The sequence below is a fragment of the Streptomyces sp. NPDC043685 genome, from assembly GCF_056436585.1.
Genome location: NZ_JBWKCH010000002.1, coordinates 864,595 through 884,755, shown reverse-complemented (window position 1 = coordinate 884,755; position 20,161 = coordinate 864,595). Strand labels below are relative to the sequence as shown.

Here is a 20,161-nt window from a genome sequence, read left to right as displayed (position 1 = left end):
CCGCGTCAGAGCAGGGCGACGGCCTCTTCCAGGGAGAGGCCGTCGCCCTGCGCGTACGCGGCCTCGTACGCCGCGTCGCCGAGCGAGGCCCGGGCCTGGCGCTCGGCCCGCTCACGGGTCACCCGCTCCTGGAGCTGGGCGACGTGACCGGCCGGCAGCAGGGCGTCGAAGGCGCCAAGGCAGCGGGCCGCGTCCGCGGCGCGCCGCCCGCCGTCGAGACCGGCCAGGGCCCAGGCGCCGACGATCAGGTATCCCGAGCGCATGTGGGGCGTGATGGCCGTGGCCAGCGGGTCACCGGCCCGCTCCAGTGCCTTGCGGATCAGGTGCAGGCACTCCTCGTGCCGTCCCTCCGCGGCGTCCAGCCAGGCCTCCGCGCCGAGGATGTACGCGTCGAAGACGATGAAGTGGGCGATACGGAAGTCCTGGCGCAGCCGCCGCAGGTGCTCGCGCGCCTCCGCGACCCGGCCCGTCATGCCCAGCCGGGCGGCGAGGAACAGCCGCGCGGCGGGCATCGCCTCGCTGTGCGAGTCCGCGCGCTGCGCGATCACCTCGCGCAGCAGCCGCTCACCGCGTTCGTCCTCGCCGGCCTCCAGCAGGGCGCTGCCCAGGCGGGCGGTGAGGACGGCTGCCTGGGCGCGGGCGCCCAGGTGCTCGGCGTGGGCGATGGCCGCCTCGTAGTCGGCTGCGGCCAGGGCGTGTCGACCCTTTCGTTCATGGGCCTCGGCGCGGGCGGACAGGGCCTCGGCGGTGCCCCAGGCGTCGCCCAGGCGCCGGTAGATCTCCAGCGACTCGTCGGCGTCCCGCGCGGCGTCGCCGGCCCAGTCGGTGCGATTGGCCAGGAAGTTGGCCCGCATCTGCAGGCCGGAGGCCAGTTCCCAGTCGAAGCCGGGTGTCCGGCGGCAGGTGTCGATGGACGCGTCGATGATGACGCGCAGCCGGTCCATGTCGCCGGTCAGCATCACGGCGAAGAACCAGAGCAGGCCGGGCAGGCGGCAGTTCTGCGGCAGGCCCGGCTCGTAGGTCCGGGCGATGATCCGCAGCTTGCGCTGGGACCGGCCGTTCTGCCAGGCCTCCAGTTCGGTGTCCATGCACGCGAGATGGGCCAGGTGGATGCCGCGCCGGGCCTCCCACAGGATCTCGCCGGTCATCGGGGGCGGGGCGTCGGTGCAGCGCGGCCACACCGCGGCGGCGGGGCGGACGGGCTCGTCGAAGGGGTCCGGGCCCAGCGCCATGATCTCGCGGCACCAGTTGCGGGCCTCGATGCGCAGGTCGCGCATCTGCCAGTACCAGACGAGGGACAGCGCCAGGCACAGCGCTTCCTGCTCGTCGCGCGCGGTGACGGCGTGGCGCAGGGCCGTCCGCAGGTTGTCGTACTCCCGCTCCAGCCGGTGGATGGCGGCGAGCTGGCCGGGGCCGCGCAGCAACGGGTCGGTGACGCGGGCGAGTTCACGGAAGTAGGTCAGGTGGGCCCGCTCGGCCTCGGCGCGCTGCCCGGACTCGTCCAGCCGTTCGGCGGCGTACTCGGCGACGGTCTCCAGCAGCCGGTAGCGCATCTCCCCGTCGGCGGGCCCGTCGGGTGGGGCGGCCACGACCAGGGAGCGGTCGACGAGGGAGCCGAGCGCTTCCAGGGCGGCCGGTCCGCACACGGCCTCGGCGGCGGGCAGGTCGCAGCCGCCGGCGAACACCGACAGCCGCCGCAGGACGTCCCGTTCGTCCTCGTCGAGCAGGTCCCAGGACCAGTCGACGACGGCCCTGAGGGTCTGCTGGCGGGGCAGGACCGTGCGACTGCCGGAGGTGAGCAGGCGGAAGCGGTCGTCGAGCCGGTCGGCGATCTGGCGGGGTGTGAGCATCCGCAGCCGGGCGGCGGCCAGTTCGATGGCCAGCGGCAGGCCGTCGAGGCGCCGGCAGATCTCGGCGCACGCCTCCGGGTCGTCCTCGGTCCGGAATCCGGGCCGGGCCGCGGCGCCCCGGTCGGCGAGCAGCCGCAGCGCGACCGGCTCGGGCAGCGGCTCCACCGGGCGCAGCAACTCCCCCGGGACACCGAGCGGTTCCCGGCTGGTGGCAAGGACGGTGAGGTCCGGACAGCGTGCCAGCAGTTCCTCGGTGAGCCGGGCGGCGGCCTCGGCGACGTGCTCGCAGTTGTCGAGGATCAGCAGCATGCGCGGCCGGGAGCAGTGCTCGGCGAGCCGCTCGACGGGGTCGTCGAGCCGGTCGGCCACGGCCGCCCGGATGCCCTCGGCGCCCGCTCCGTACAGCACGGTTTCGCGGGCGCCGACGGCGGTGAGCACGGCCTCGGGGACGGCGGCCGGGTCGTCGACCGGGGCGAGTTCGGCGAGCCACACGCCGCCCGGCATGGAGTGCCGTACGGCCTCGGCGGCCTCCTGCGACAGCCGCGTCTTCCCGGCGCCGCCGGGCCCGAGCAGGGTGACCAGCCGGGCCGCCGCGAGATCCCCGCGGATGGTCTCGATGTCGGTTTCCCGGCCGATGAAGGAGGTGAGGCGGGCCCGCAGATTCCCCACGGCCCCGCCCGGTTCCCCGGGGGCGGGCACGGGGGTGTCCCCGAGGCGGAGCAACTCCGCGTGTAAACCGCGCAGTTCCGGCCCCGGGTCGGCGCCGAGACGGTCGGCGAGCAGGCGCCGCACCTCCTCGTAGGCGTCCAGTGCCTCCGCCGTACGGCCGGCGTCGCGCAGGGCCCGCAGGCGCAGGGCCTGAAGGGGCTCGTCCAGGGGGTGGCCGTCGCACAGCGCGGTCAGTTCCGGCAGGGACTGCTCCGCCCGGCCGAGAGCGAGGGCGGCGGTGTGGCGGGCGCGCAGCGCGTCCAGGCGGCGGGTGTCCCGGCGGGCCGCCTCCGCGGTGCGGTCGGGCAGGTCGGCGAGGGCGGGGCCGCGCCACAGGGCGAGGGCGTCGTCCAGGAGCGCGGCGGCCTTGGCGGGGTCGCCGTCGGCCAGCGCCCGCAGGCCCTCTCCGGTCAGCCGCTCGAACCGGTGCAGGTCGACGTCGTCGGGCGCGGCCGCGAGCCGGTATCCGCCCTCGGCGGAGGCGATCGCGTCCGGCCCGAGCGCCCGCCGCAACCGCCCGACCAGCGCCTGCAACGCCCCCGGCGCGTCGGCGGGCGGCTCCCCGCCCCACACCTCGTCGACGAGGATCGCCACGGGCACGGTGCGCCCCGCGCGCAGCGCGAGCACGGTCAGCAACGCGCGCAACCGCGCCCCACCGACCGCAACGGCGGTCCCGTCGGTGCGGAGAGCCTGCGTGGTGCCGAGGATGCGGTAGTGCACGGGCTCATTGTCTCCGGTGTCACGGGGCCGGGTCACGGCGGTTGGCGGCGCGGCGGGCGTTCAGGGCCGCCGGGGGGGGCAGGGACGGGCAGTCCCGGAGGACGGGCAGGGGCGGCGGAAAGGGGGGGCGGTTGCCGCCCCGCCCGGAACGCGCCGCCGGACGCCGGCGGGGCGGCGAGCCGTGCGGGCCGCGTGGCCGGGCACGGCGGCGCGGACCCGGGGTGGGCGGCGGTCTGGGGAGTGGAGGTGCGTCACGCGCCTTCGCGTCCGTCACGGGCCTTCGTTCGCCCCGCCCCGTGCCACGGGCCTCGAACCCGTCGGCCACCCGGCGGGGTCCGGCCGGCCGCGTCTCCTCGGCGTGCTGAGGCTGTCCAGGAGGGCCGCCAGGTCCGCTGCCGAGATGTCCCGGGTCTCGGCGCCGGGCTCCGCGTCCTGGTGGGCGATGCCCCGCATCTCGCGAATCGCGTGGGAGAGCCGGGAGTCCGTGCCCGGCACGTCCAGGGCCACCAGCAACCCCGACTCGCGGGACAGCCGGCCCCGCCCGTCCGCCGCCCGCTCCCCCTCGGTCTCGGTGAACCACTTCGGGCACCGGCCGACCGCCCGCAGCCGCCGCTGCCCGGGCACCGGCTCGTAGGAGCGCGATCCCGGCTCCGTCTCGGCCCAGGTCTGGGTCACGACCTGCACGGCCCGTACCCGTCCGCCGGCCTCGGGCCACTTCGCGCCGTGCCGTTCGACGGACAGCAGCCCGGCCGCCCGGGTCCGTCCTCCCGGCTCCGGGCGCCGGTCCGCGTCCGCGTCGGGGTCCGCCGCCAGGGCCACGGGCAGGCCCGTCTCCTCCCGGACCATCCGGACGCCGCCCACGTGCTCCACGGGCCCGGCGATCCACGTGAGCTGGTCGTGCCAGCCACCGCCCAGCACGGTCCGCGGGTCCACGAGCAGCAGCGGCCAGCTCACCTCGTCCCCCACCGAGAACGGCGTACCGCAGCACTCCATCTGCCAGTCCTCGTAGTACACGTGCCAGAGCCCCATGCCCCCACCCTCCCCGGAACCGACCGCCCGCGCGAGACGTTTTTCACCTGCGCCCAGTACTGTCGGGCCGTCCCACCCCGTGTCGATGAGTGCAGGGAGCCCCATGACCACCGCCACCACCCACCACAGCGAGCGGCGGATCAGTCCCGTGTTCGTCGGGATCGTCGCCGTCACGGCGGTCACGGGATGGGCGACCTGGACCGGCTTCGCCGAGCAGCCCGGCGTCGCCGTGTTCCTGTTCGTGACGGCCGCCTGGATCGTCTCGCTGTGCCTGCACGAGTACGCGCACGCCCGCACCGCCCTGCACAGCGGCGACATCTCGATCGGCGCCAAGGGCTATCTGACCCTCAACCCGCTGAAGTACACGCACGCGCTGCTCAGCATCGTGCTCCCGGTGATCTTCGTGATCATGGGCGGCATCGGACTGCCCGGCGGCGCCGTGTTCATCGAGCGGGGGCGGATCCACGGGCGCTGGAAGCACAGCCTGATCTCGGCGGCGGGCCCGCTGACGAACGTGCTGTTCGCCGTCGTCTGCACCGCCCCGTTCTGGCTGGACGCGCTGGACGGCGTGCCGAACGACTTCCGGTTCGCGCTGGCCTTCCTCGCGCTGCTCCAGGTGACGGCGGCGCTGCTGAACTTCCTGCCGGTGCCGGGCCTGGACGGCTACGGGGTGATCGAGCCCTGGCTGTCGTACGGCATCCGGCGCCAGGTGGAGCCGTTCGCGCCGTTCGGCCTGCTGTTCGTGTTCGCGCTGCTGTGGCTGCCGGCGGTCAACGGCGTGTTCTTCGACGTGATCGACACGATCCTGAAGGCCCTCGGGATCAGCGACTTCGAGACGTACTGCGGCCAGGAGCTGTACCGCTTCTGGCAGGGCTCGAACGAGTTCTGCTCGGCGGCCCCCTGACCGGTCAGCCGTTGAGGGACTTCTGCTGCTTGGCGCGCTTGACGTAGTACCAGCACATGTTGGACGACAGGCCCGCCAGCAGCACCCACACGATGCCCAGGAAGCTCCCCCGCGTGAAGGAGACGACGGCGGCGGCCACGGCGAGGACGCAGACGATCAGGGCGTAGAGGGCAAGGCGGGGCATGGCGGTCGGCTCCTGTCGGGGGACACTTCTGGCGCGGCTGGTACCACTGCTGCCGTCCAGTGTCCCCCACGGGCCTCACCGGCTCACACGTCGGTGACGCGCAGCCCCGCGTGCGCCTTGTAGCGGCGGTTGACGGAGATCAGGTTCGCCACCAGCGACTCCACCTGGTGGGCGTTGCGCAACCGCCCGGCGAAGATGCCGCGCATGCCGGGGATGCGGCCGGCCAGGGCCTGCACGATCTCGACGTCCGCCCGCTCCTCCCCGAGCACCATCACGTCGGTGTCGATCTCGTCGATCTCCGGGTCCTGGAGCAGCACGGCCGACAGGTGGTGGAAGGCGGCCGTGACCCGGGAGTCCGGCAGCAGGGCGGCGGCCTGCTCGGCGGCGCTGCCCTCCTCGGGCTTGAGGGCGTAGGCGCCCTTCTTGTCGAAGCCGAGCGGGTTGACGCAGTCGACGACGAGCTTGCCGGCCAGTTCCTCGCGCAGCGACTCCAGGGTCTTGCCGTGGCCGTCCCACGGCACGGCGACGATCACGATGTCGCTGCGGCGCGCCGTCTCCGCGTTGTCGGCGCCCTCGACGCCGTGGCCGAGTTCCTCGGCTGCGGCCCGGGCGCGGTCGGCGGCCCGCGAGCCGATGATCACCTTCTGGCCGGCCTTGGCGAGCCGGTAGGCCAGGCCCTTGCCCTGCGGCCCGGTCCCGCCGAGCACCCCGACCACGAGTCCGGAGACGTCGGGCAGGTCCCAGGGGTCCTTGGCGGGCGCCTTCTGGGCGTTGGCGGTGGCAGCACTGTCGGTAGAGGTCATGGCCCCGACTCTACGACCGCGCCGCCGCCCTCCACGGCTCAGGTCAGCTCCGTCACGGGCACCCGGCGGAAGGTGATCGTCTCGTAGGCGCCGAAGTCGCCGGTCTCGTACAGCAGGCCCACGGTGTCCGCGTCGATCCGCACGAGATCCGAGTAGGCGGCGGGCAGGCCGTCCACCGTGTACGCCGGACGCCAGGTGGTGCCCCCGTCGGTGGAGGCCCGGATCGTCATCAGGGCGCGGAAGCCCGGGTCGGCGGGGCCGGAGTACAGCAGCAGGTCGGGGTCGCGCAGCTGGAGGACGGCGGCCTCGCAGACGGGGGCGGTGAGTCCGGCCTGCGGGCGGAAGGGCTTCACCAGGGTCTGCCCGCCGTCGGCCGAGTGGGCGTCGGCGCGGGTGCCGGGAGAGGGCGAGTCGTTGCGGGTGTTGAAGTAGACGCGGCCGTCGGGGAGTTCGGCGGCGGTGGTCTCGTTGGCGTTGATGTAGCCGTCGGTGTCGTCGTCGACGTAGCCGATCCGCCAGGTGGCGCCGGAGTCGTCGCTGAGCAGGCAGTGGCCGCCGTTGTACCGGGCCTCGGTGCCGTTGTCCGTGCCGGTGGGCGGCAGGGAGTGGTTGGCGGGGACGACGATCCTGCCGGTGCTCAGCCGGATCGCGTGGCCGGGGGTGGTGGCGTACCAGCGCCACTCGGGCCGCTTGGCGTCCCGGGTGATCTCCCTCGGCGCGGACCAGGTGCGGCCCTCGTCGTCGCTGTGCCGCACCCAGACGCGGCGTCCCTCCGCCGCGCTCACCTTGCCGCGCCGGATGGCGTCCTCGGTGGCGGAGGCCGCGTTGCGCACGTGCACCAGCAGGACACGGCCGGAGCCGAGCACGACCGGGGCCGGGTTTCCGGCCAGGGCGTCGCCGTTGCGCGCGGCAACCTGGAGCGGCCCCCAGGTGCGGCCGCCGTCCGTGGAGCGTTTCAGGACGACGTCGATGTCGCCGAAGTCGTCGCGGGAGCCGACCCGGCCCTCGCAGAAGGCGAGCAGGTCACCGGTGCGGGTGGCGACGACGGCGGGGATACGGAAACTCGCGTATCCCTCCTGCCCGGCGCGGAAGGGGACGCTGGTCTGGGTCATCGGCGGGTTCCTCCGGTCGTTCGACGGCGGTACGGATGACCGGTCGGCCTACCCAGGCCGGGCGAATGCGGGGTGAACGTCACGTCACGGGTGACCGGCCGGGGCAGGATGCGGTGCCATGGATGCGGTACGGGTGGCACTGCTGCGGGAGGTCCTCGCCGGGACGGAGTGGCTGGGGGCCACACGGCGGTTCGCCGGGGCGTTGCGCGGTTCGGTGGTGTCGCACGGGGGCGGGCTGCTGCTCGTCGGCACCCCGGAGTACGAGCCGTGGCATCTGGCCGCGCACCTGGTGGACGAGGCCGCCTGGTCGGGCACGCCCGAGCTGGCCCCGACGCTGGTGCGGCACGCCGCCCGCCCCTCGGACCCGGCGCACCTGGCGGTCGGCCTGGGCCGGCTGGAGGCGGCCCGTCGGGGCGAGACCCTGCTGGTGGTCGCGCCCGGGAGTCCCGCCGCGCCGCTCCTGGAGCGGGTCTCCGACGCCCGCCGTGCCGGTGCGACGGTGTTGTCCCTCGGCCCGGACCGGGGCGAGCTGCCGTCCGTGGCGCACGAGACCCTGGCCGTTCCCGACGGCTCGGAACTGGACCTCGACACGGTGCAGCACCTGGTCAGCGCGGCGGCCGGGGAGAACGCGCTGCCGACTCCGCGCGGGCGACGCCGCCTGCGGGACCGGGTGGCACGGCTGGCGGAACACCTGACGGCACCGCCACCGGCCCGCTGGTGAGAGTGCGGTCGTCCCTCAGGGCCGGGCGCGCCTGACGTCAGGAACGCCCGGTGCCGCGACTGCCGCGGCACCGGGCGCCGGTGGGATCAGCGCGCGTCGTCCCCGCCGCCCGCCGGGGCGTCGTGCCACTTGGGGTCGTTCTCCCACTGGAGGTTGCGCTCACGGGCGGTCGCCATCGCGTGTTCGGCCTCCGTGCGGGAGGCGTACGGCCCGAACCGGTCCTTGTTGGGGCACTCCGGCCCCTCCTCGACCTTCTTGTGCTCCAGGCAGTAGTACCACTCACCCGGCTTGCCGACCGTGCGCTTCTTGAACAGGGCCATGACCAGCTCCTCTCGCCATCGTCATGTTCCCCCATGGCCGCTGGTTAGACTCGCTGGCATGTCTGGCCAGTCGCTGCTCGTCCCGGGGGAGCTGTCCCCCCTCCGTTCCGTGCCCGGAAACATCCGCCGCCCCGAGTACGTCGGCAAGCCCGCGCCGACGCCGTACACCGGACCGGAGGTGCAGACGCCCGAGACGATCGAGGCGATGCGCGTGGCCGGCCGGATCGCGGCCCGGGCCATGGCGGAGGCCGCGAAGCTGATCGCCCCCGGGGTGACCACGGACGAGCTGGACAAGGTCGCGCACGAGTACATGTGCGACCACGGCGCCTACCCCTCGACGCTGGGCTACCGCGGCTTCCCGAAGTCGCTGTGCACCAGCGTCAACGAGGTCATCTGCCACGGCATCCCGGACTCGACGGTGCTGCGCGACGGCGACATCGTCAACCTCGACGTGACGGCGTACATCGGTGGTGTGCACGGCGACAACAACGCCACCTACCTGGTGGGTGACGTCGACGAGGAGTCGCGGCTGCTGGTGGAGCGGACCCGCGAGTCGCTGGCGCGGGCGATCAAGGCGGTCAAGCCGGGCCGGCAGATCAACATCATCGGCCGGGTCATCGAGTCGTACGCCAAGCGCTTCGGCTACGGCGTGGTCCGGGACTTCACCGGGCACGGCATCAACACGTCGTTCCACTCGGGCCTGATCATCCCGCACTACGACAGCCCGCACGCCACGACGGTCATCCAGCCCGGCATGACGTTCACGATCGAACCGATGCTGACGCTGGGGACGCACGAGTACGACATGTGGGACGACGGCTGGACGGTCGTCACGAAGGACCGCAAGCGGACGGCCCAGTTCGAGCACACCCTGGTGGTGACCGACACGGGCGCGGAGATCCTCACACTGCCGTAACCCCACCGCCCGCCGCACCTCCCACGGCCCGTCCTCTTTCCGAGGGCGGGCCGTTCGTCCGACCGCGAGGTTTTTACCGACAGCCCGTCGGGAAAAGTCCGCCCATGGAATCCTTCTCCTCGCTCCTTCGGACCGCCTCCCGCGAGCACCACGAGGAGGTGCGGGGCTCGGCCTTCATCAGCGACCTGCTGGGACACCGCCTGGGGGTCGACGCGTTCGCGCGCTACACGGAACAGCTGTGGTTCGTCTACGGCGCCCTGGAGTCCGGCGCCCGGCAACTGGCCGGGGACCCGGTGGCCGGTCCCTTCGTCCGCCCGGAGCTGTTCCGCCTGACGGCGCTGGAGCGGGACCTGGAGCATCTGCGCGGGCCCGGGTGGCGCGCGACGGCGGACGCGCTGCCGGCCACGCTGGAGTACGCGGAGCGGATCACCGCCTGCGCCCTCGCCTGGCCCGCCGGATACATCGCCCACCACTACACCCGCTACCTCGGCGACCTCTCCGGCGGGCAGATCATCCGCGACACGGCCGAGAAGACGTGGGGCTTCGCGAAGAAGGGCGACGGGGTCCGCTTCTACGTCTTCGAGGACATCCCCAACCCGGCCGCCTTCAAGCGGGCTTACTGCGCGCTGCTGGACGCGGTGCCCGCCGACGAGCTGGAGCGGCAGCGGATCGTGGCGGAGTGCAAGCGGGCGTACGAGCTGAACAACGGGCTGTTCGAGGCGCTGGGCGAGGAGTTCCCCCTGACGGCGTGAGAAACGGGCGGGGCCCCCTCGCGCACGGCGAGGGGGCCCCGGTCCCGGCTCGGGAGTCGGCCGGACGGGTGCGCTCAGATGTCGAACGGACCGTTGTGGCAGACGGCCCCGCCCCACTCGATCTCGGCGGTCTCGGCCTCGAGCTCACCGAAGTACGGGCTGCACGCCACGTGGTGGTCGTTGCGGTACTCCGGGCCGTCGTCGTTGGCGGAGGCCGTCACCGCACCGGCGGCGGACAGGGAGGCGGTGAGGGCGACGACGGCCAGAGCGGATCGAATGCGCATGAGATTCCTCTCGCGGTGGTGCTTGGTCACGCCCAGAGGTCCCCGTTCACCGCGGTGCGCACACGCTGTTCCACCCGTACGGACGCGGTCCACCCGGGTCAGCGTTCGAGGCGGACCCGCCCGCCGACCTCGGTCCAGCCACCCGGCTGGGGCGCGGTCAGGATCTGGGAACCCGCACCCTGGGTGATGTTGAGGGCCCGGCCCAGCCGGTCGGTGAGCAGCAGGGCAGCGGCCCCGGTCGCCTCGTCCTCGTCGATGCCGTCACCCCGGCCGGGGAAGGCGCGGGCCCGGATCCGCCCGGCGGACTCGTCCTCCCACGCCCAGGCGTACACCCACTCCCCGGGCGGCGGTACGGCCAGGCCGTCGACCTCGGCGGCACTGCCGTACCGGCGCAGCGTCCGCTCCGGCACCCACTCCGCCCGTGCCTCGATCCAGCAGAACTCCCCGTCCTGCCGGGCCCCGGCCACCCCCGCCGGTGTGACCAGCTCGGGCACGTCGAGCAGCCATGCCGCCCCCACGCAGGGGTGCCCGGCGAAGGGCAGTCGCAGCGTGGGGGTGTAGATGTCGATCACGCCGCGCTCGGGGTCGTCGACGAACACGGTCTCGCTGAAGCCGACCTTGGCGGCGAACGCCTGCCGCTCGTCCCGCCCGGGCATCACGGACCCTTCACGCACGACCCCGAGCTCGTTGCCGTACCCACCGTTCGGCCCACAGAAGACGCGCAGCACGTCGTAATCAGTCACGGGGGCATTCTCGCCGGTCAGGGGGCGCGTCGTCGGCGTGGGGCCCGTGATGCGACCTTTGACCGTCCCTTGACCCAATCATTGCGGCGATTTTGAGCCACTTAGGTCATCCTTATGTGCGCTGTCTTAGGTGAGCCTCACCTACTTCCCTCCTGGAGCCTTCATGCGACCCGCCCGTCCCGCTTCCGTCGTCATCGCCGCCGCGGCGGCCCTGGCCGCCGTCACCGGCTGCACCGAGAAGAGCGACGCGAAGGACGGCGACCACGTGATCAACGTGACGGCGACGGACGACAAGTGCGAGGTGTCGAAGAAGGAGTTCCCGGCCGGGCACGTCGAGCTGGCCGTCGAGAACAAGGGCTCCAAGGTCACCGAGGTCTACGTCCTCTTCCCGGACGACCGGGTGGTCACCGAGCGGGAGAACATAGGCCCCGGCACCAAGCAGCGCGTCACGGCCGAGGTGAAGGCCGGCGAGTACCAGATCGCCTGCAAGCCCGGCATGAAGGGCGACGGCATCCGCCAGGCCGTCAAGGCCACCGGCGGCAAGGCCGTCCAGCGCGACCCCCGCCTGGACAAGGCCGTCGCCGCGTACCGGGCCTACGCGCAGCAGCAGGCCGACGAGACGCTGCCGAAGGCCGAGGCGTTCGCCAAGGCCGTCAAGGACGGTGACCTGGAGGCGGCGAAGAAGGCCTACGCCCCCTCCCGCATCGGCTGGGAGCGCACCGAGCCGGTCGCCGAGTCGTTCGGCGACATCGACCCCAAGGTCGACTTCCGCGAGGACGGCCTGGACGACGACCAGGACCCGGCCACCGACTGGACCGGCTGGCACCGCCTGGAGAAGGCCCTCTGGCAGGACAAGAAGATCGGCGACCGCGAGAAGGACCTCGCCGACCTGCTGATCAAGGACCTGAAGGACTGGCAGAACCGGGTCGGCAAGGCCGAGATCACCCCCACCTCGATGGCCAACGGCGCCAAGGAACTCCTCGACGAGGTCGCCACCGGCAAGGTCACCGGCGAGGAGGAGCGCTACTCGCACACCGACCTGGTCGACTTCAAGGCCAACGTCGAGGGCGCGCAGAAGTCGTACGACCTGCTGAAGCCGGTCGCCAAGGAGAACGACGCCGCTCTCGTCACCGAACTCGACGAGCAGTTCGCGGCCCTGGACAAGCTGCTCGACCAGTACCGCCCGAACCCGACGTCGTACGACTTCACCTCCTACGACAAGGTGGGCAAGGCCGACCGCAAGGAGCTCTCCGACGCGGTCAACGCCCTGGCGGAGCCGCTGTCGAAGCTCGCCGCGGCCGTGGTGAAGTAGCGATGACGGACACCAACTCCCCCTCCCCCAGCCGCCGTTCCCTGCTCGGCTGGGGCGGCGCGGGCCTGGCACTCGGCGCCGCCGCGGCAGGCGGAGCGGTGGCGATGGCCCGCACCGAGGACGACACCGAACCGGCCGGGTCGGCGGTCGCCTTCCACGGCCCGCACCAGGCGGGCATCGCCACCCCGGTGCAGGACCGCCTGCACTTCGCCGCGTTCGACGTGACGACCGACGACCGGGACGCCTTCGTCCAGCTGCTGAAGGACTGGACGGCGGCCGCCCGGCGCATGACGGCCGGACACCCCGTCGGCGAGGGCGCGTTCGGCGGCCTGGCCGAGGCGCCCCCGGACGACACCGGCGAGGCGCTCGGCCTGAAGCCCTCGCGCCTGACCCTGACGATCGGCTTCGGCCCGTCCCTGTTCGAGAAGTTCGACCTCGCGGACCGCCGCCCGGAGGCCCTGGTCGACCTGCCGAAGTTCGCGGGCGACAACCTCGACAAGAACCGCAGCGGCGGCGACCTGTGCGTCCAGGCCTGCGCCGACGACCCCCAGGTCGCGGTGCACGCCGTCCGCAACCTGGCCCGCATCGGCTTCGGCAAGGTCGTCATCCGCTGGTCGCAGCTCGGCTTCGGCAAGACGTCCTCGACGACGCCCGAGGCGCAGACGCCGCGCAACCTGATGGGCTTCAAGGACGGCACCCGCAACATCGCCGGCACGGAGACGGACCGCCTGAAGAAGTTCGTCTGGGTGGACGAGAAGGACGACCCGGCGTGGATGCGGGGCGGCTCCTACCTCGTGGCCCGCCGCATCCGCATGCACATCGAGACCTGGGACCGCACCTCGCTCCAGGAGCAGGAGGACATCTTCGGCCGCGACAAGGGCGAGGGCGCCCCGGTCGGCAAGGCCAAGGAGCGCGACGAGCCGTTCCTGAAGGCGATGAAACCCGACGCGCACGTCCGGCTGGCGCACCCCGACAGCAACCACGGGGCGACGATCCTGCGCCGCGGCTACTCCTTCACCGACGGCACCGACGGCCTCGGCCGCCTGGACGCGGGCCTGTTCTTCCTGGCCTACCAGCGCGACGTCCGCAAGGGCTTCATCCCGATCCAGCGCAGCCTGGCCGCGGACGCGCTCAACGAGTACATCCAGCACGTGGGTTCGGCGATCTTCGCCGTCCCGCCGGGCGTCCGCGACAAGGACGACTGGTGGGGCCGGACGCTGTTCTCGAAGGAGGCCTGAGCCGGTGTTCTCCAACTACCTCATCGGTCTGCGCGAGGGCCTGGAGGCCAGCCTCGTCGTCTGCATCCTCATCGCCTACCTGGTCAAGACCGGGCGCCGGGACGCCCTGAAGCCGATCTGGGCCGGCATAGCCGTCGCGATCGCCCTCGCGTTCGGCTTCGGCTGCGCCCTCGAATTCGGGTCCCAGGAGCTGACGTTCCAGGCGCAGGAGGCGCTCGGCGGCTCGCTGTCGATCCTCGCGGTCGCCCTGGTGACGTGGATGGTGTTCTGGATGCGCCGCACGGCCCGGCACCTGAAGTCGGAACTGCACGGCCGGCTCGACGCCGCCCTCGCGATGGGCACCGGCGCGCTGGTCGCCACGGCGTTCCTCGCCGTGGGCCGGGAGGGCCTGGAGACGGCCCTGTTCGTCTGGGCGTCGGTGCACGCGGCGAGCGACGGCACGCCGCGTCCGCTGCTCGGCGTCGCCCTGGGCCTCCTCACGGCGGTCCTGCTGGGCTGGCTGTTCTACCGGGGCGCGCTGCGCATCAACCTGGCGAAGTTCTTCACGTGGACCGGCGGCATGCTGGTGGTCGTCGCGGCCGGTGTCCTCGCCTACGGCTTCCACGACCTTCAGGAGGCCGACTTCCTGCCCGGCCTCACCGACAAGGCCTTCGACATCTCGGGCACGATCCCCCCGGACAGCTGGTACGGCACGCTCCTGAAGGGCGTCTTCAACTTCCAGCCCGACCCCACCACGCTCCAAGTAGCGGTCTGGCTTCTGTACTTGATCCCGACCCTGGCCCTGTTCCTCGCCCCGGCCCGGATCACGACACCAACTCCGGTGCGCGACAAGGCCTGAGCCCACCCCACCCCCGGCCCGACCGCCGGAGGCACCCGGTAGGGTTCGCCTCCGGAAAGGGGAAGGTGAAGGTACCCGATGAGCAGGGATCGCGACCCTCGTACGCTCCGCAGGCCCGCCCGGAGCGCCCTCATAGCGACCTCGGTGACCGCTTTGTCGCTGACGGCCAGTGGATGTGTCGTCGTGCACGGCGAACGGGAGATCCTCCCGTCCACCACCCGCGCCGAAGCCGCCGAGGCCCTCCAGGAGTTCACGACCGCGTACAACGAGGCCGACAAGGCCTACGACGGCACCCTGGACGCCGACCACACCACCGGCGCCCTCGCCGACATCGACTCGGCCCGCCTGAAGGCCGGGAAGGCGAACAACCCGGCCGGCAACCCGAACCACACCCCGCTGAAGCTGACCGACGCGAAGTTCACCATCCCCAAGAAGGCCGGCTGGCCCCGCTGGTTCGTCGCCGACGCGGCCGGCAACAAGGGCGGCGACGCCCGCTGGCTGCTGGTGTTCACCCGCAGCGGCCTCGACGACCCGTTCCAGGTGGCGTACCTGACGCTCGTCGCCCCGGGCAAGGTCCCGCGGTTCAAGAAGGACGCCGACGGCTGGGCCGAGGCCGTCCCCGCCGATTCGGCCGGCCTGGCCGTGGGCCCCGCCGACCTGAGCCGGTCCTACGCGACGTACCTGAAGAGCGGCGGAGCGGCCTTCGCGGACGGCGCCCACACCAGCCAGTGGCGTGCCCTGCGCAAGAAGAACTCCAAGAAGCCGGGCATGGTCACCCAGTACATCGACGATCCGCTGACGAACGGCGACTACGCGCCGCTGGCGCTGCGCACGGCGGACGGCGGGGCGCTGGTGTTCTTCACCACGCGCCACTACGAGAAGCAGACCGCGTACGCGGGCACCTCCGTCCCCGCGCCCGGCAAGGACGTCCTGGCCCTGACGAAGGGCGAGATCAAGCAGTCCCTCACGATGGAGTTCGTCTCCAACGAGGTGGCGCTGGACCCCAAGGGCCAGGGCAAGGTGACGATCCTGGGCCGCATCCAGGGCCTCACCGCGGCGGAGGGCTCGTAGCCCGAGGGCCCTGCGACGCCGGCATGATCCAAACGACCGGCTCTAGTGCCGTCGTGCGGGCCAGGCGCCGGCGGCGTGGTCGGTGTCCTCGTCGGCGTACCGTCCACCGACCTCCGTGAGCACCTCGAGCAGGCTCAGCGGATCCGGCAGCGGGTGCTCGGGCCCGCGGACCCAGCGCACCGCCCGGTCCTCACCGGGCAGCCGCGCCGGCGGTACCAGGACGTAGGAGCCCCGGCAGTGCCAGCGCAGCCCGGGGTGCTCGTCCGCCGTCTCGGGGTGGCAGTCCAGTTCGCAGGGCCACCACTCGTCCTCGTCCTCGGGCGTACCGCGCGTGAGGGTGAAGAAGAGCAGGCGCCCGTCGTCGCTCTCGGCGACCGGTCCGACCTCGATCCCGGCGGCGAGCAGCCGCTCCAACGCGTCGCGACCGGCATCGAGGGGCACGTCGAGGACGTCGTGCACCATGCCGGTCGCGGTGATGAAGTTGGCCTGCGGCTGATGGCGGGCCCAGCGCTCGATCTGGCCGCGGTCGGTGGTGGACTGCGTCTGCCAGGCGAAGGACACCGGGTGCCGGGCGGGAGTGGGACAGCCGACCCGGTCGCAGGAGCAGCGGTAGCCGGAGGGGTGGGCGGCGGGAGCGAGAGGCAGTCCCGCGTCGGCGGCGGCGAGCAGCAGGGCCTCACGGCCGCCGTCCCCGGCGGTTTCCTTCGGCCGGCGCCCGGCGCGCAGCCACTGGGTGAGTTTGCCCTGCAGGCCGGTCCGGCCGCCGAACTCCGCGCTCATCTATCCCCTCGCCTCGCCGTCGTGCGCAACAGCATGCCTCATGGTCCCATCTTCCCGCGCACCGGGGGGCCAGTGCCCACATCCAGGACAGGAGGGACGCAACGTACACCGGGCGTCCGATGGGAGGAGAACCGGCGATCACCGCTCCGGGCATGATCGGGTGTCATTGCCCGCTTTGCCATGACATGGCGCCCTACCGTGGTCGGCATGGTCACAAGGATCGCGCTGACGGGTCTGGCCTCCGTGGCTTCCGTGGTCTCGCTGACCCTCACCGGACCCGGCGGCCGCGCCCCGGCCCCGCTGGAGTGGGGCACGGGCCCGCTGACCGTGGCGGCCCTGCCCCGGATCACGTACGTCGCGCACCGCGGCGGTGCCCGTGAGGTGCCGGAGAACAGCATGGCCGGGCTGGCCGCCGCCTACGCGCGCGGGACGGCGCAGGTGCTGGACTTCGACACACGGCTGCTGCGCGACGGCACGCCGGTGGTGTTCCACGACGAGACCCTGAACCGCACCACGTACCTGGGCGGCGCGGTGCGCGCGCTGGACGCCCGGGAATGGCAGGGCGTACGGCTGCGCCCCAAGGACCGGCTGCCCGGGAGCTGGCGGCCGGAGCGGCCGCCGACGGTCGCCGAGGTGCTGGATCGTTTCGGCGGGCGGGTCGTGCTGATGCTGGAGGCGAAGGACCCGCGCGGCCTGGACCGGCTGGCCGAGCTGATCCGGGCCCGGGGCCTGACCCGTTCGGTCTTCGTGAACTCCAACGACCCCGAGGTGGCCCGGCGCGTCCACCGCCTCGGACTGCTCTCGCAGGTGTGGCGCTCGGCGGAGCAGCTGCGCACGGACCGCCCCGAGCGCTGGCGGTCGTTCGTGGACCTGCTGGACGTGGACCACCGGGCCCGCGACGAGGATCTGGTGCGGGCGGTGAACTCGGGGATCGCGCGGGTGTGGGCGCACACCGTGGTGACGGACGCCCAGCGGGACCGGGTGCTGGCGCTGGGCTGCGGCGGCGTGATCACGGACGCGCCGGGGCGCCTGGCCCGGGCGGCTCAGCGCGGGGCCAGGCCGTGAAGGGCGTAGTCGACGAGGGTGTCGGTGTACTCGTGGGAGATCGGGCCGGTGTGCTGGAGCCAGCGCTGGGCGAGCGGGGAGACGAAGAACTCCAGGGCGATGCGCGGGTCGATCCCGGGCCGCACCTGCCCGGCGTCCTGTGCGGCGCGCAGCCGGGCGATGTAGAGGTCGAGTGAGGGCTGCATCAGCTTGGCCACGAGCTCGCGTCCGAGCTGCTCGTTGACGACGCCCTCGGCGGCCAGCGCGCGCATGGGCGCCTCGAACCTCGGGTCGCGCAGTTCGTCGACCGTGGCCCGCAGGACGGTCTTGAGGTCGGCGGCGAGGTCGCCGGTGTCCGGGAAGGCGTACGGCGCCGGCCCGGCCTCCCCGTCGAACTGGCCGGCCAGGTCGAGGAAGGCCTCCATCAGGACGTCCGCCTTGGACGACCACCAGCGGTAGATCGTCTGCTTGCCGACACCGGCGCGGGCGGCGATGCCCTCGATGGTGATCTTCGGGTAGCCGACCTCGACGACGAGCGCGAGGGCGGCGTCGTAGATGGCGCGGCGGGACTTCTCGCTGCGCCGGGTGGAGTCGGGGGCGGGCTTGCCGGGGGCGGCGTGCTGGGCGGACTTCTGGGCGGCCATGGCTCGAATCTATCAGGTTGACAAGACGCAGCGTCTCGCGCACAGTGGAGCGACATGCACGAGACGAACCGTCTCGTCGCGCAACGGTCCCAGGGAAGGAGTCCGAGATGACCCGAGGCGGAGCCGGAAACATGCTGGGGGTCGGCGGATCGCGCCAGAACCTCAGCCGCAGGGCGCTGCGCGGCGGCGGCCGGGGCGACCGGATCGGCGGTGGTCTCGACCCGCAGGCCCAGAAGCGCGAACTGCTGCGCAAACTCCAGGAGAAACGGCAGCGGCGGGGAGCACAGGAGGAGGGCACGGCCGGCGAGGTGTCATGAGCCTCCCCCGCGCGAGGGAGAGCGCACCCCCGCGCGCGGGATCCTCCCGGGTGGTCCGGCGGATGTACTGAGGCGGTCGCGCCACGCGACCGGCGGACACCCGCCCCACGGACACCCGGGAGGACTCGGCTCATGACCGCATGGACCAGGCGACGGTTGCTCACCTCGGCGGCCACGGCCGTCCCGGCCGCGCGTCTCGTCGGCACCGCGGCGACACCCGCACGTGCGGCGGCCGGGGCACCCCGCCCCGGGGGCCTCGACGTGGCCGACGCCCTGCGAGCGCTGCCCGGACTGCGCCTGATCGAGGAGCGGCAGGACGCCGAACCGGGATACCGGCACTTCGTCCTGGGCCTGCGCCAGCCGGTCGACCACACCGACCCCGCCGCCGGCACCTTCGAGCAGCGCCTCACCCTGCTCCACACCGCCGCCGACCGCCCCACCGTGCTGTTCAGCACGGGCTACCAGGCGGTCCTCACCCCCCGTCGGACGGAAGCGGCGGTCCTGCTCGGCGCCAACCAACTCCAGGTCGAACACCGCTATTTCGGCGCCTCACGCCCCGCCGACCCCGGCTACGCCCACCTCACGATCCGCCAGGCGGCCGACGACCACCACCGCGTCGTACGGCTCTTCCGCCGGCTCTACCCCGGCGCCTGGATCTCCACCGGCGGCAGCAAGGGCGGCATGGCGACCGTCTACCACCGCCGTTTCCACCCCCATGACGTAGCGGGCACGGTGGTCCACTCGGCCCCGAACAACGTCGACGACCGCGACGACTGCGCGTACCTGCGGTTCCTGGAGACGGTGGGCACCCCCGCCGCCCGGGAGGCCCTGAAGGCGGCCCAGCGGGCGATCCTGCTGCGCCGGGCCGAACTGGCCGCCCGCTACCAGGCCTGGGCGGACGCCACCGGCGACACCTTCCGGCTCGTCGGCGGCGCCGACAAGGCCCTCGAAATCGCCGTGCTGCGCGCGCCGTTCATGTTCTGGCAGCGCGGCACCCCGGCCGACGTCGCCGCGATCCCCGGCCCCGGGGCGACGCCCGAGGAGCTGTACACCTGGCTGGACGACACGGCGGGTCTGGCCCTGTACGCCGACACGACCGCCCGGCACTACATCCCGTACTGGTACCAGATCGGCACCCAGCTCGGGTACGGCGGCTTCCCCACCACCCACCTCGCCGACCTGCTCCGCCATCCGGGCGCCGCCGAGCCGCGCAGTTTCGTCCCCCGGGACATCCCCTTGCGTTTCGACCGGGACGCGATGCCCGACATCGACCGCTGGGTCCGGCGGCGCGGCAGCCGGCTGCTGTTCGTCAACGGCACCCAGGACCCGGCCGTCGCCGAGCACTTCCGCCCCGGCGGGCCGGACTCACGGCTGCTGTGGGCACCGGGCGGGAATCACGGTGCCGGCATCGCGGACCTGTCCCCCGCCGACCGGGCGGCGGCGGAGGACGCGCTGGTCCGCTGGGCGGGTCAGGAGTACTTCACGCACACGTTGGGCACGTAGCCCACGGTGCCGCGGTAGTTGACCTTGCGCCAGTAGTGGTAGCTGTCTATCCCGCAGGTGTTCCTGTACGAACCGCCGTCGACGCCCTTGATGTCGCAGCCCTTGGTGCCCTTGTACCAGAGGCGCAGGCTGGTGGACCTGGTGCTGGCCGACTTGCGGACGTGAACGGTCGACAGGGCCGTGAGGCTCTTGCACTGCGCCGTGGCCGCGACGGTGGACATGTCGTCGCGGCCGACGGCCGCCGTGCCGGACGCGCTCGGCACGAACCCGGCCAGGGCCAGGGCCGCCACCGCCAGCGGAGCGATCAGCAGTTTCTTCAAAGGGTCCTCCCGTTTCAGTGGTACGCGTTGCTCACGCCCGAGGGCGCG

21 protein-coding genes and 1 pseudogene are annotated in these 20,161 nt (G+C 72.9%); 11 read left to right on the top strand and 11 right to left on the bottom strand.

Annotation, left to right across the window (positions count from 1 at the left end):
* Positions 1 to 5: 5 nt before the first annotated feature.
* On the bottom strand, positions 6 to 3,278 hold the full coding sequence (locus AC0665_RS08770) for a BTAD domain-containing putative transcriptional regulator (protein ID WP_478704676.1): 3,273 nt from the start codon (positions 3,276 to 3,278) through the stop codon (positions 6 to 8).
* A gap of 270 nt (positions 3,279 to 3,548) precedes the next feature.
* Positions 3,549 to 4,307 carry a DUF6578 domain-containing protein gene (locus tag AC0665_RS08765; RefSeq protein ID WP_478704675.1) on the bottom strand — a complete coding sequence of 253 codons (759 nt, stop codon included), beginning with the start codon at positions 4,305 to 4,307 and terminating at the stop codon, positions 3,549 to 3,551.
* A gap of 103 nt (positions 4,308 to 4,410) precedes the next feature.
* Between AC0665_RS08765 and AC0665_RS08760 the strand changes: the two genes are divergently transcribed.
* The gene (locus AC0665_RS08760; RefSeq protein ID WP_478704674.1) at positions 4,411 to 5,211 is read left to right on the top strand and encodes a site-2 protease family protein; all 801 of its coding nucleotides are present in this window, start codon (positions 4,411 to 4,413) and stop codon (positions 5,209 to 5,211) included.
* 4 nt (positions 5,212 to 5,215) lie between these two features.
* Here AC0665_RS08760 and AC0665_RS08755 read toward each other — a convergent pair whose 3' ends face one another.
* From AC0665_RS08755 to AC0665_RS08745, 3 genes are all read right to left on the bottom strand, one after another.
* Positions 5,216 to 5,395 (bottom strand): hypothetical protein, encoded by a 180-nt coding sequence (locus AC0665_RS08755; RefSeq protein WP_468413528.1) that lies wholly within the window; start codon positions 5,393 to 5,395, stop codon positions 5,216 to 5,218.
* Between the two features lie 83 nt (positions 5,396 to 5,478).
* Positions 5,479 to 6,198, bottom strand: a complete 720-nt coding sequence (npdG, locus tag AC0665_RS08750) for an NADPH-dependent F420 reductase (RefSeq protein ID WP_363120769.1) — start codon at positions 6,196 to 6,198, stop codon at positions 5,479 to 5,481.
* 38 nt (positions 6,199 to 6,236) lie between these two features.
* Positions 6,237 to 7,310: a sialidase family protein gene (locus AC0665_RS08745; protein WP_478704673.1), complete on the bottom strand. Its 1,074-nt coding sequence runs from the start codon at positions 7,308 to 7,310 to the stop codon at positions 6,237 to 6,239.
* Positions 7,311 to 7,428: 118 nt separating this feature from the next.
* Between AC0665_RS08745 and AC0665_RS08740 the strand changes: the two genes are divergently transcribed.
* Positions 7,429 to 8,031 carry a hypothetical protein gene (locus AC0665_RS08740; protein WP_363120767.1) on the top strand — a complete coding sequence of 201 codons (603 nt, stop codon included), beginning with the start codon at positions 7,429 to 7,431 and terminating at the stop codon, positions 8,029 to 8,031.
* Positions 8,032 to 8,117: 86 nt separating this feature from the next.
* Here the strand turns inward: AC0665_RS08740 and AC0665_RS08735 are convergent, their stop codons facing one another.
* Positions 8,118 to 8,351 (bottom strand): hypothetical protein, encoded by a 234-nt coding sequence (locus tag AC0665_RS08735; protein ID WP_468413524.1) that lies wholly within the window; start codon positions 8,349 to 8,351, stop codon positions 8,118 to 8,120.
* A 58-nt stretch (positions 8,352 to 8,409) separates the two neighbouring features.
* On the opposite strand from AC0665_RS08735, the gene map reads away from it, so the two are divergent.
* Complete coding sequence (gene map / locus AC0665_RS08730; RefSeq protein ID WP_468413522.1) at positions 8,410 to 9,267, top strand: type I methionyl aminopeptidase; 858 nt, start codon at positions 8,410 to 8,412, stop codon at positions 9,265 to 9,267.
* A 104-nt stretch (positions 9,268 to 9,371) separates the two neighbouring features.
* The gene (locus AC0665_RS08725) at positions 9,372 to 10,019 is read left to right on the top strand and encodes a biliverdin-producing heme oxygenase (RefSeq protein ID WP_478602664.1); all 648 of its coding nucleotides are present in this window, start codon (positions 9,372 to 9,374) and stop codon (positions 10,017 to 10,019) included.
* Positions 10,020 to 10,093: 74 nt separating this feature from the next.
* Here the strand turns inward: AC0665_RS08725 and AC0665_RS08720 are convergent, their stop codons facing one another.
* Positions 10,094 to 10,303, bottom strand: coding sequence for a hypothetical protein (locus AC0665_RS08720; RefSeq protein ID WP_468638049.1), 210 nt, complete (start codon positions 10,301 to 10,303; stop codon positions 10,094 to 10,096).
* Between the two features lie 98 nt (positions 10,304 to 10,401).
* On the bottom strand, positions 10,402 to 11,046 hold the full coding sequence (locus tag AC0665_RS08715) for a PhzF family phenazine biosynthesis protein (protein WP_468638050.1): 645 nt from the start codon (positions 11,044 to 11,046) through the stop codon (positions 10,402 to 10,404).
* 163 nt (positions 11,047 to 11,209) lie between these two features.
* On the opposite strand from AC0665_RS08715, the gene efeO reads away from it, so the two are divergent.
* The 4 genes and pseudogenes from efeO to AC0665_RS08695 all read left to right on the top strand — a co-directional run bounded on the left by efeO (position 11,210) and on the right by AC0665_RS08695 (position 15,505).
* Positions 11,210 to 12,358, top strand: coding sequence for an iron uptake system protein EfeO (gene efeO, locus AC0665_RS08710; protein ID WP_478602662.1), 1,149 nt, complete (start codon positions 11,210 to 11,212; stop codon positions 12,356 to 12,358).
* A gap of 2 nt (positions 12,359 to 12,360) precedes the next feature.
* The gene (efeB, locus tag AC0665_RS08705; RefSeq protein ID WP_478602660.1) at positions 12,361 to 13,596 is read left to right on the top strand and encodes an iron uptake transporter deferrochelatase/peroxidase subunit; all 1,236 of its coding nucleotides are present in this window, start codon (positions 12,361 to 12,363) and stop codon (positions 13,594 to 13,596) included.
* A 4-nt stretch (positions 13,597 to 13,600) separates the two neighbouring features.
* Positions 13,601 to 14,550, top strand: a pseudogene (gene efeU, locus AC0665_RS08700) (iron uptake transporter permease EfeU); the annotation flags it as partial.
* The gene (locus AC0665_RS08695) at positions 14,513 to 15,505 is read left to right on the top strand and encodes an SCO2278 family lipoprotein (RefSeq protein ID WP_468638053.1); all 993 of its coding nucleotides are present in this window, start codon (positions 14,513 to 14,515) and stop codon (positions 15,503 to 15,505) included. The pseudogene efeU and the gene AC0665_RS08695, both read left to right, overlap by 38 nt.
* A gap of 42 nt (positions 15,506 to 15,547) precedes the next feature.
* Here the strand turns inward: AC0665_RS08695 and AC0665_RS08690 are convergent, their stop codons facing one another.
* Complete coding sequence (locus AC0665_RS08690; RefSeq protein ID WP_468413508.1) at positions 15,548 to 16,285, bottom strand: bifunctional DNA primase/polymerase; 738 nt, start codon at positions 16,283 to 16,285, stop codon at positions 15,548 to 15,550.
* Between the two features lie 207 nt (positions 16,286 to 16,492).
* On the opposite strand from AC0665_RS08690, the gene AC0665_RS08685 reads away from it, so the two are divergent.
* A complete protein-coding gene (locus AC0665_RS08685) occupies positions 16,493 to 17,350 on the top strand; it encodes a glycerophosphodiester phosphodiesterase (protein ID WP_478704672.1) in 858 nt (285 codons plus the stop codon).
* Here AC0665_RS08685 and AC0665_RS08680 read toward each other — a convergent pair.
* Entirely contained in the window at positions 17,329 to 17,973 is a 645-nt protein-coding gene (locus AC0665_RS08680) for a TetR/AcrR family transcriptional regulator (RefSeq protein ID WP_468638055.1), read from the bottom strand. The two genes, AC0665_RS08685 and AC0665_RS08680, sit on opposite strands and share 22 nt — an antisense overlap.
* 107 nt (positions 17,974 to 18,080) lie before the next feature.
* Between AC0665_RS08680 and AC0665_RS08675 the strand changes: the two genes are divergently transcribed.
* Positions 18,081 to 18,290 (top strand): DUF6243 family protein, encoded by a 210-nt coding sequence (locus AC0665_RS08675; protein ID WP_478704671.1) that lies wholly within the window; start codon positions 18,081 to 18,083, stop codon positions 18,288 to 18,290.
* A 132-nt stretch (positions 18,291 to 18,422) separates the two neighbouring features.
* Complete coding sequence (locus AC0665_RS08670) at positions 18,423 to 19,793, top strand: S28 family serine protease (protein ID WP_478704670.1); 1,371 nt, start codon at positions 18,423 to 18,425, stop codon at positions 19,791 to 19,793.
* Here AC0665_RS08670 and AC0665_RS08665 read toward each other — a convergent pair.
* Positions 19,760 to 20,113: a hypothetical protein gene (locus AC0665_RS08665; protein ID WP_478704669.1), complete on the bottom strand. Its 354-nt coding sequence runs from the start codon at positions 20,111 to 20,113 to the stop codon at positions 19,760 to 19,762. The genes AC0665_RS08670 and AC0665_RS08665 overlap by 34 nt on opposite strands.
* Positions 20,114 to 20,161: the final 48 nt, after the last annotated feature.

Bases quoted from the DNA above. Each gene is read 5' to 3' on its own strand.
- AC0665_RS08765 (WP_478704675.1), bottom strand. From the start codon at position 4,307: ATGGGGCTCTGGCACGTGTACTACGAGGACTGGCAGATGGAGTGCTGC.
- AC0665_RS08760 (WP_478704674.1), top strand. From the start codon at position 4,411: ATGACCACCGCCACCACCCACCACAGCGAGCGGCGGATCAGTCCCGTG.
- AC0665_RS08755 (WP_468413528.1), bottom strand. From the start codon at position 5,395: ATGCCCCGCCTTGCCCTCTACGCCCTGATCGTCTGCGTCCTCGCCGTG.
- npdG (WP_363120769.1), bottom strand. From the start codon at position 6,198: ATGACCTCTACCGACAGTGCTGCCACCGCCAACGCCCAGAAGGCGCCC.
- AC0665_RS08745 (WP_478704673.1), bottom strand. From the start codon at position 7,310: ATGACCCAGACCAGCGTCCCCTTCCGCGCCGGGCAGGAGGGATACGCG.
- AC0665_RS08740 (WP_363120767.1), top strand. From the start codon at position 7,429: ATGGATGCGGTACGGGTGGCACTGCTGCGGGAGGTCCTCGCCGGGACG.
- AC0665_RS08735 (WP_468413524.1), bottom strand. From the start codon at position 8,351: ATGGCCCTGTTCAAGAAGCGCACGGTCGGCAAGCCGGGTGAGTGGTAC.
- map (WP_468413522.1), top strand. From the start codon at position 8,410: ATGTCTGGCCAGTCGCTGCTCGTCCCGGGGGAGCTGTCCCCCCTCCGT.
- AC0665_RS08725 (WP_478602664.1), top strand. From the start codon at position 9,372: ATGGAATCCTTCTCCTCGCTCCTTCGGACCGCCTCCCGCGAGCACCAC.
- AC0665_RS08720 (WP_468638049.1), bottom strand. From the start codon at position 10,303: ATGCGCATTCGATCCGCTCTGGCCGTCGTCGCCCTCACCGCCTCCCTG.
- efeO (WP_478602662.1), top strand. From the start codon at position 11,210: ATGCGACCCGCCCGTCCCGCTTCCGTCGTCATCGCCGCCGCGGCGGCC.
- efeB (WP_478602660.1), top strand. From the start codon at position 12,361: ATGACGGACACCAACTCCCCCTCCCCCAGCCGCCGTTCCCTGCTCGGC.
- AC0665_RS08695 (WP_468638053.1), top strand. From the start codon at position 14,513: ATGAGCAGGGATCGCGACCCTCGTACGCTCCGCAGGCCCGCCCGGAGC.
- AC0665_RS08690 (WP_468413508.1), bottom strand. From the start codon at position 16,285: ATGAGCGCGGAGTTCGGCGGCCGGACCGGCCTGCAGGGCAAACTCACC.
- AC0665_RS08685 (WP_478704672.1), top strand. From the start codon at position 16,493: ATGGTCACAAGGATCGCGCTGACGGGTCTGGCCTCCGTGGCTTCCGTG.
- AC0665_RS08680 (WP_468638055.1), bottom strand. From the start codon at position 17,973: ATGGCCGCCCAGAAGTCCGCCCAGCACGCCGCCCCCGGCAAGCCCGCC.
- AC0665_RS08675 (WP_478704671.1), top strand. From the start codon at position 18,081: ATGACCCGAGGCGGAGCCGGAAACATGCTGGGGGTCGGCGGATCGCGC.
- AC0665_RS08670 (WP_478704670.1), top strand. From the start codon at position 18,423: ATGACCGCATGGACCAGGCGACGGTTGCTCACCTCGGCGGCCACGGCC.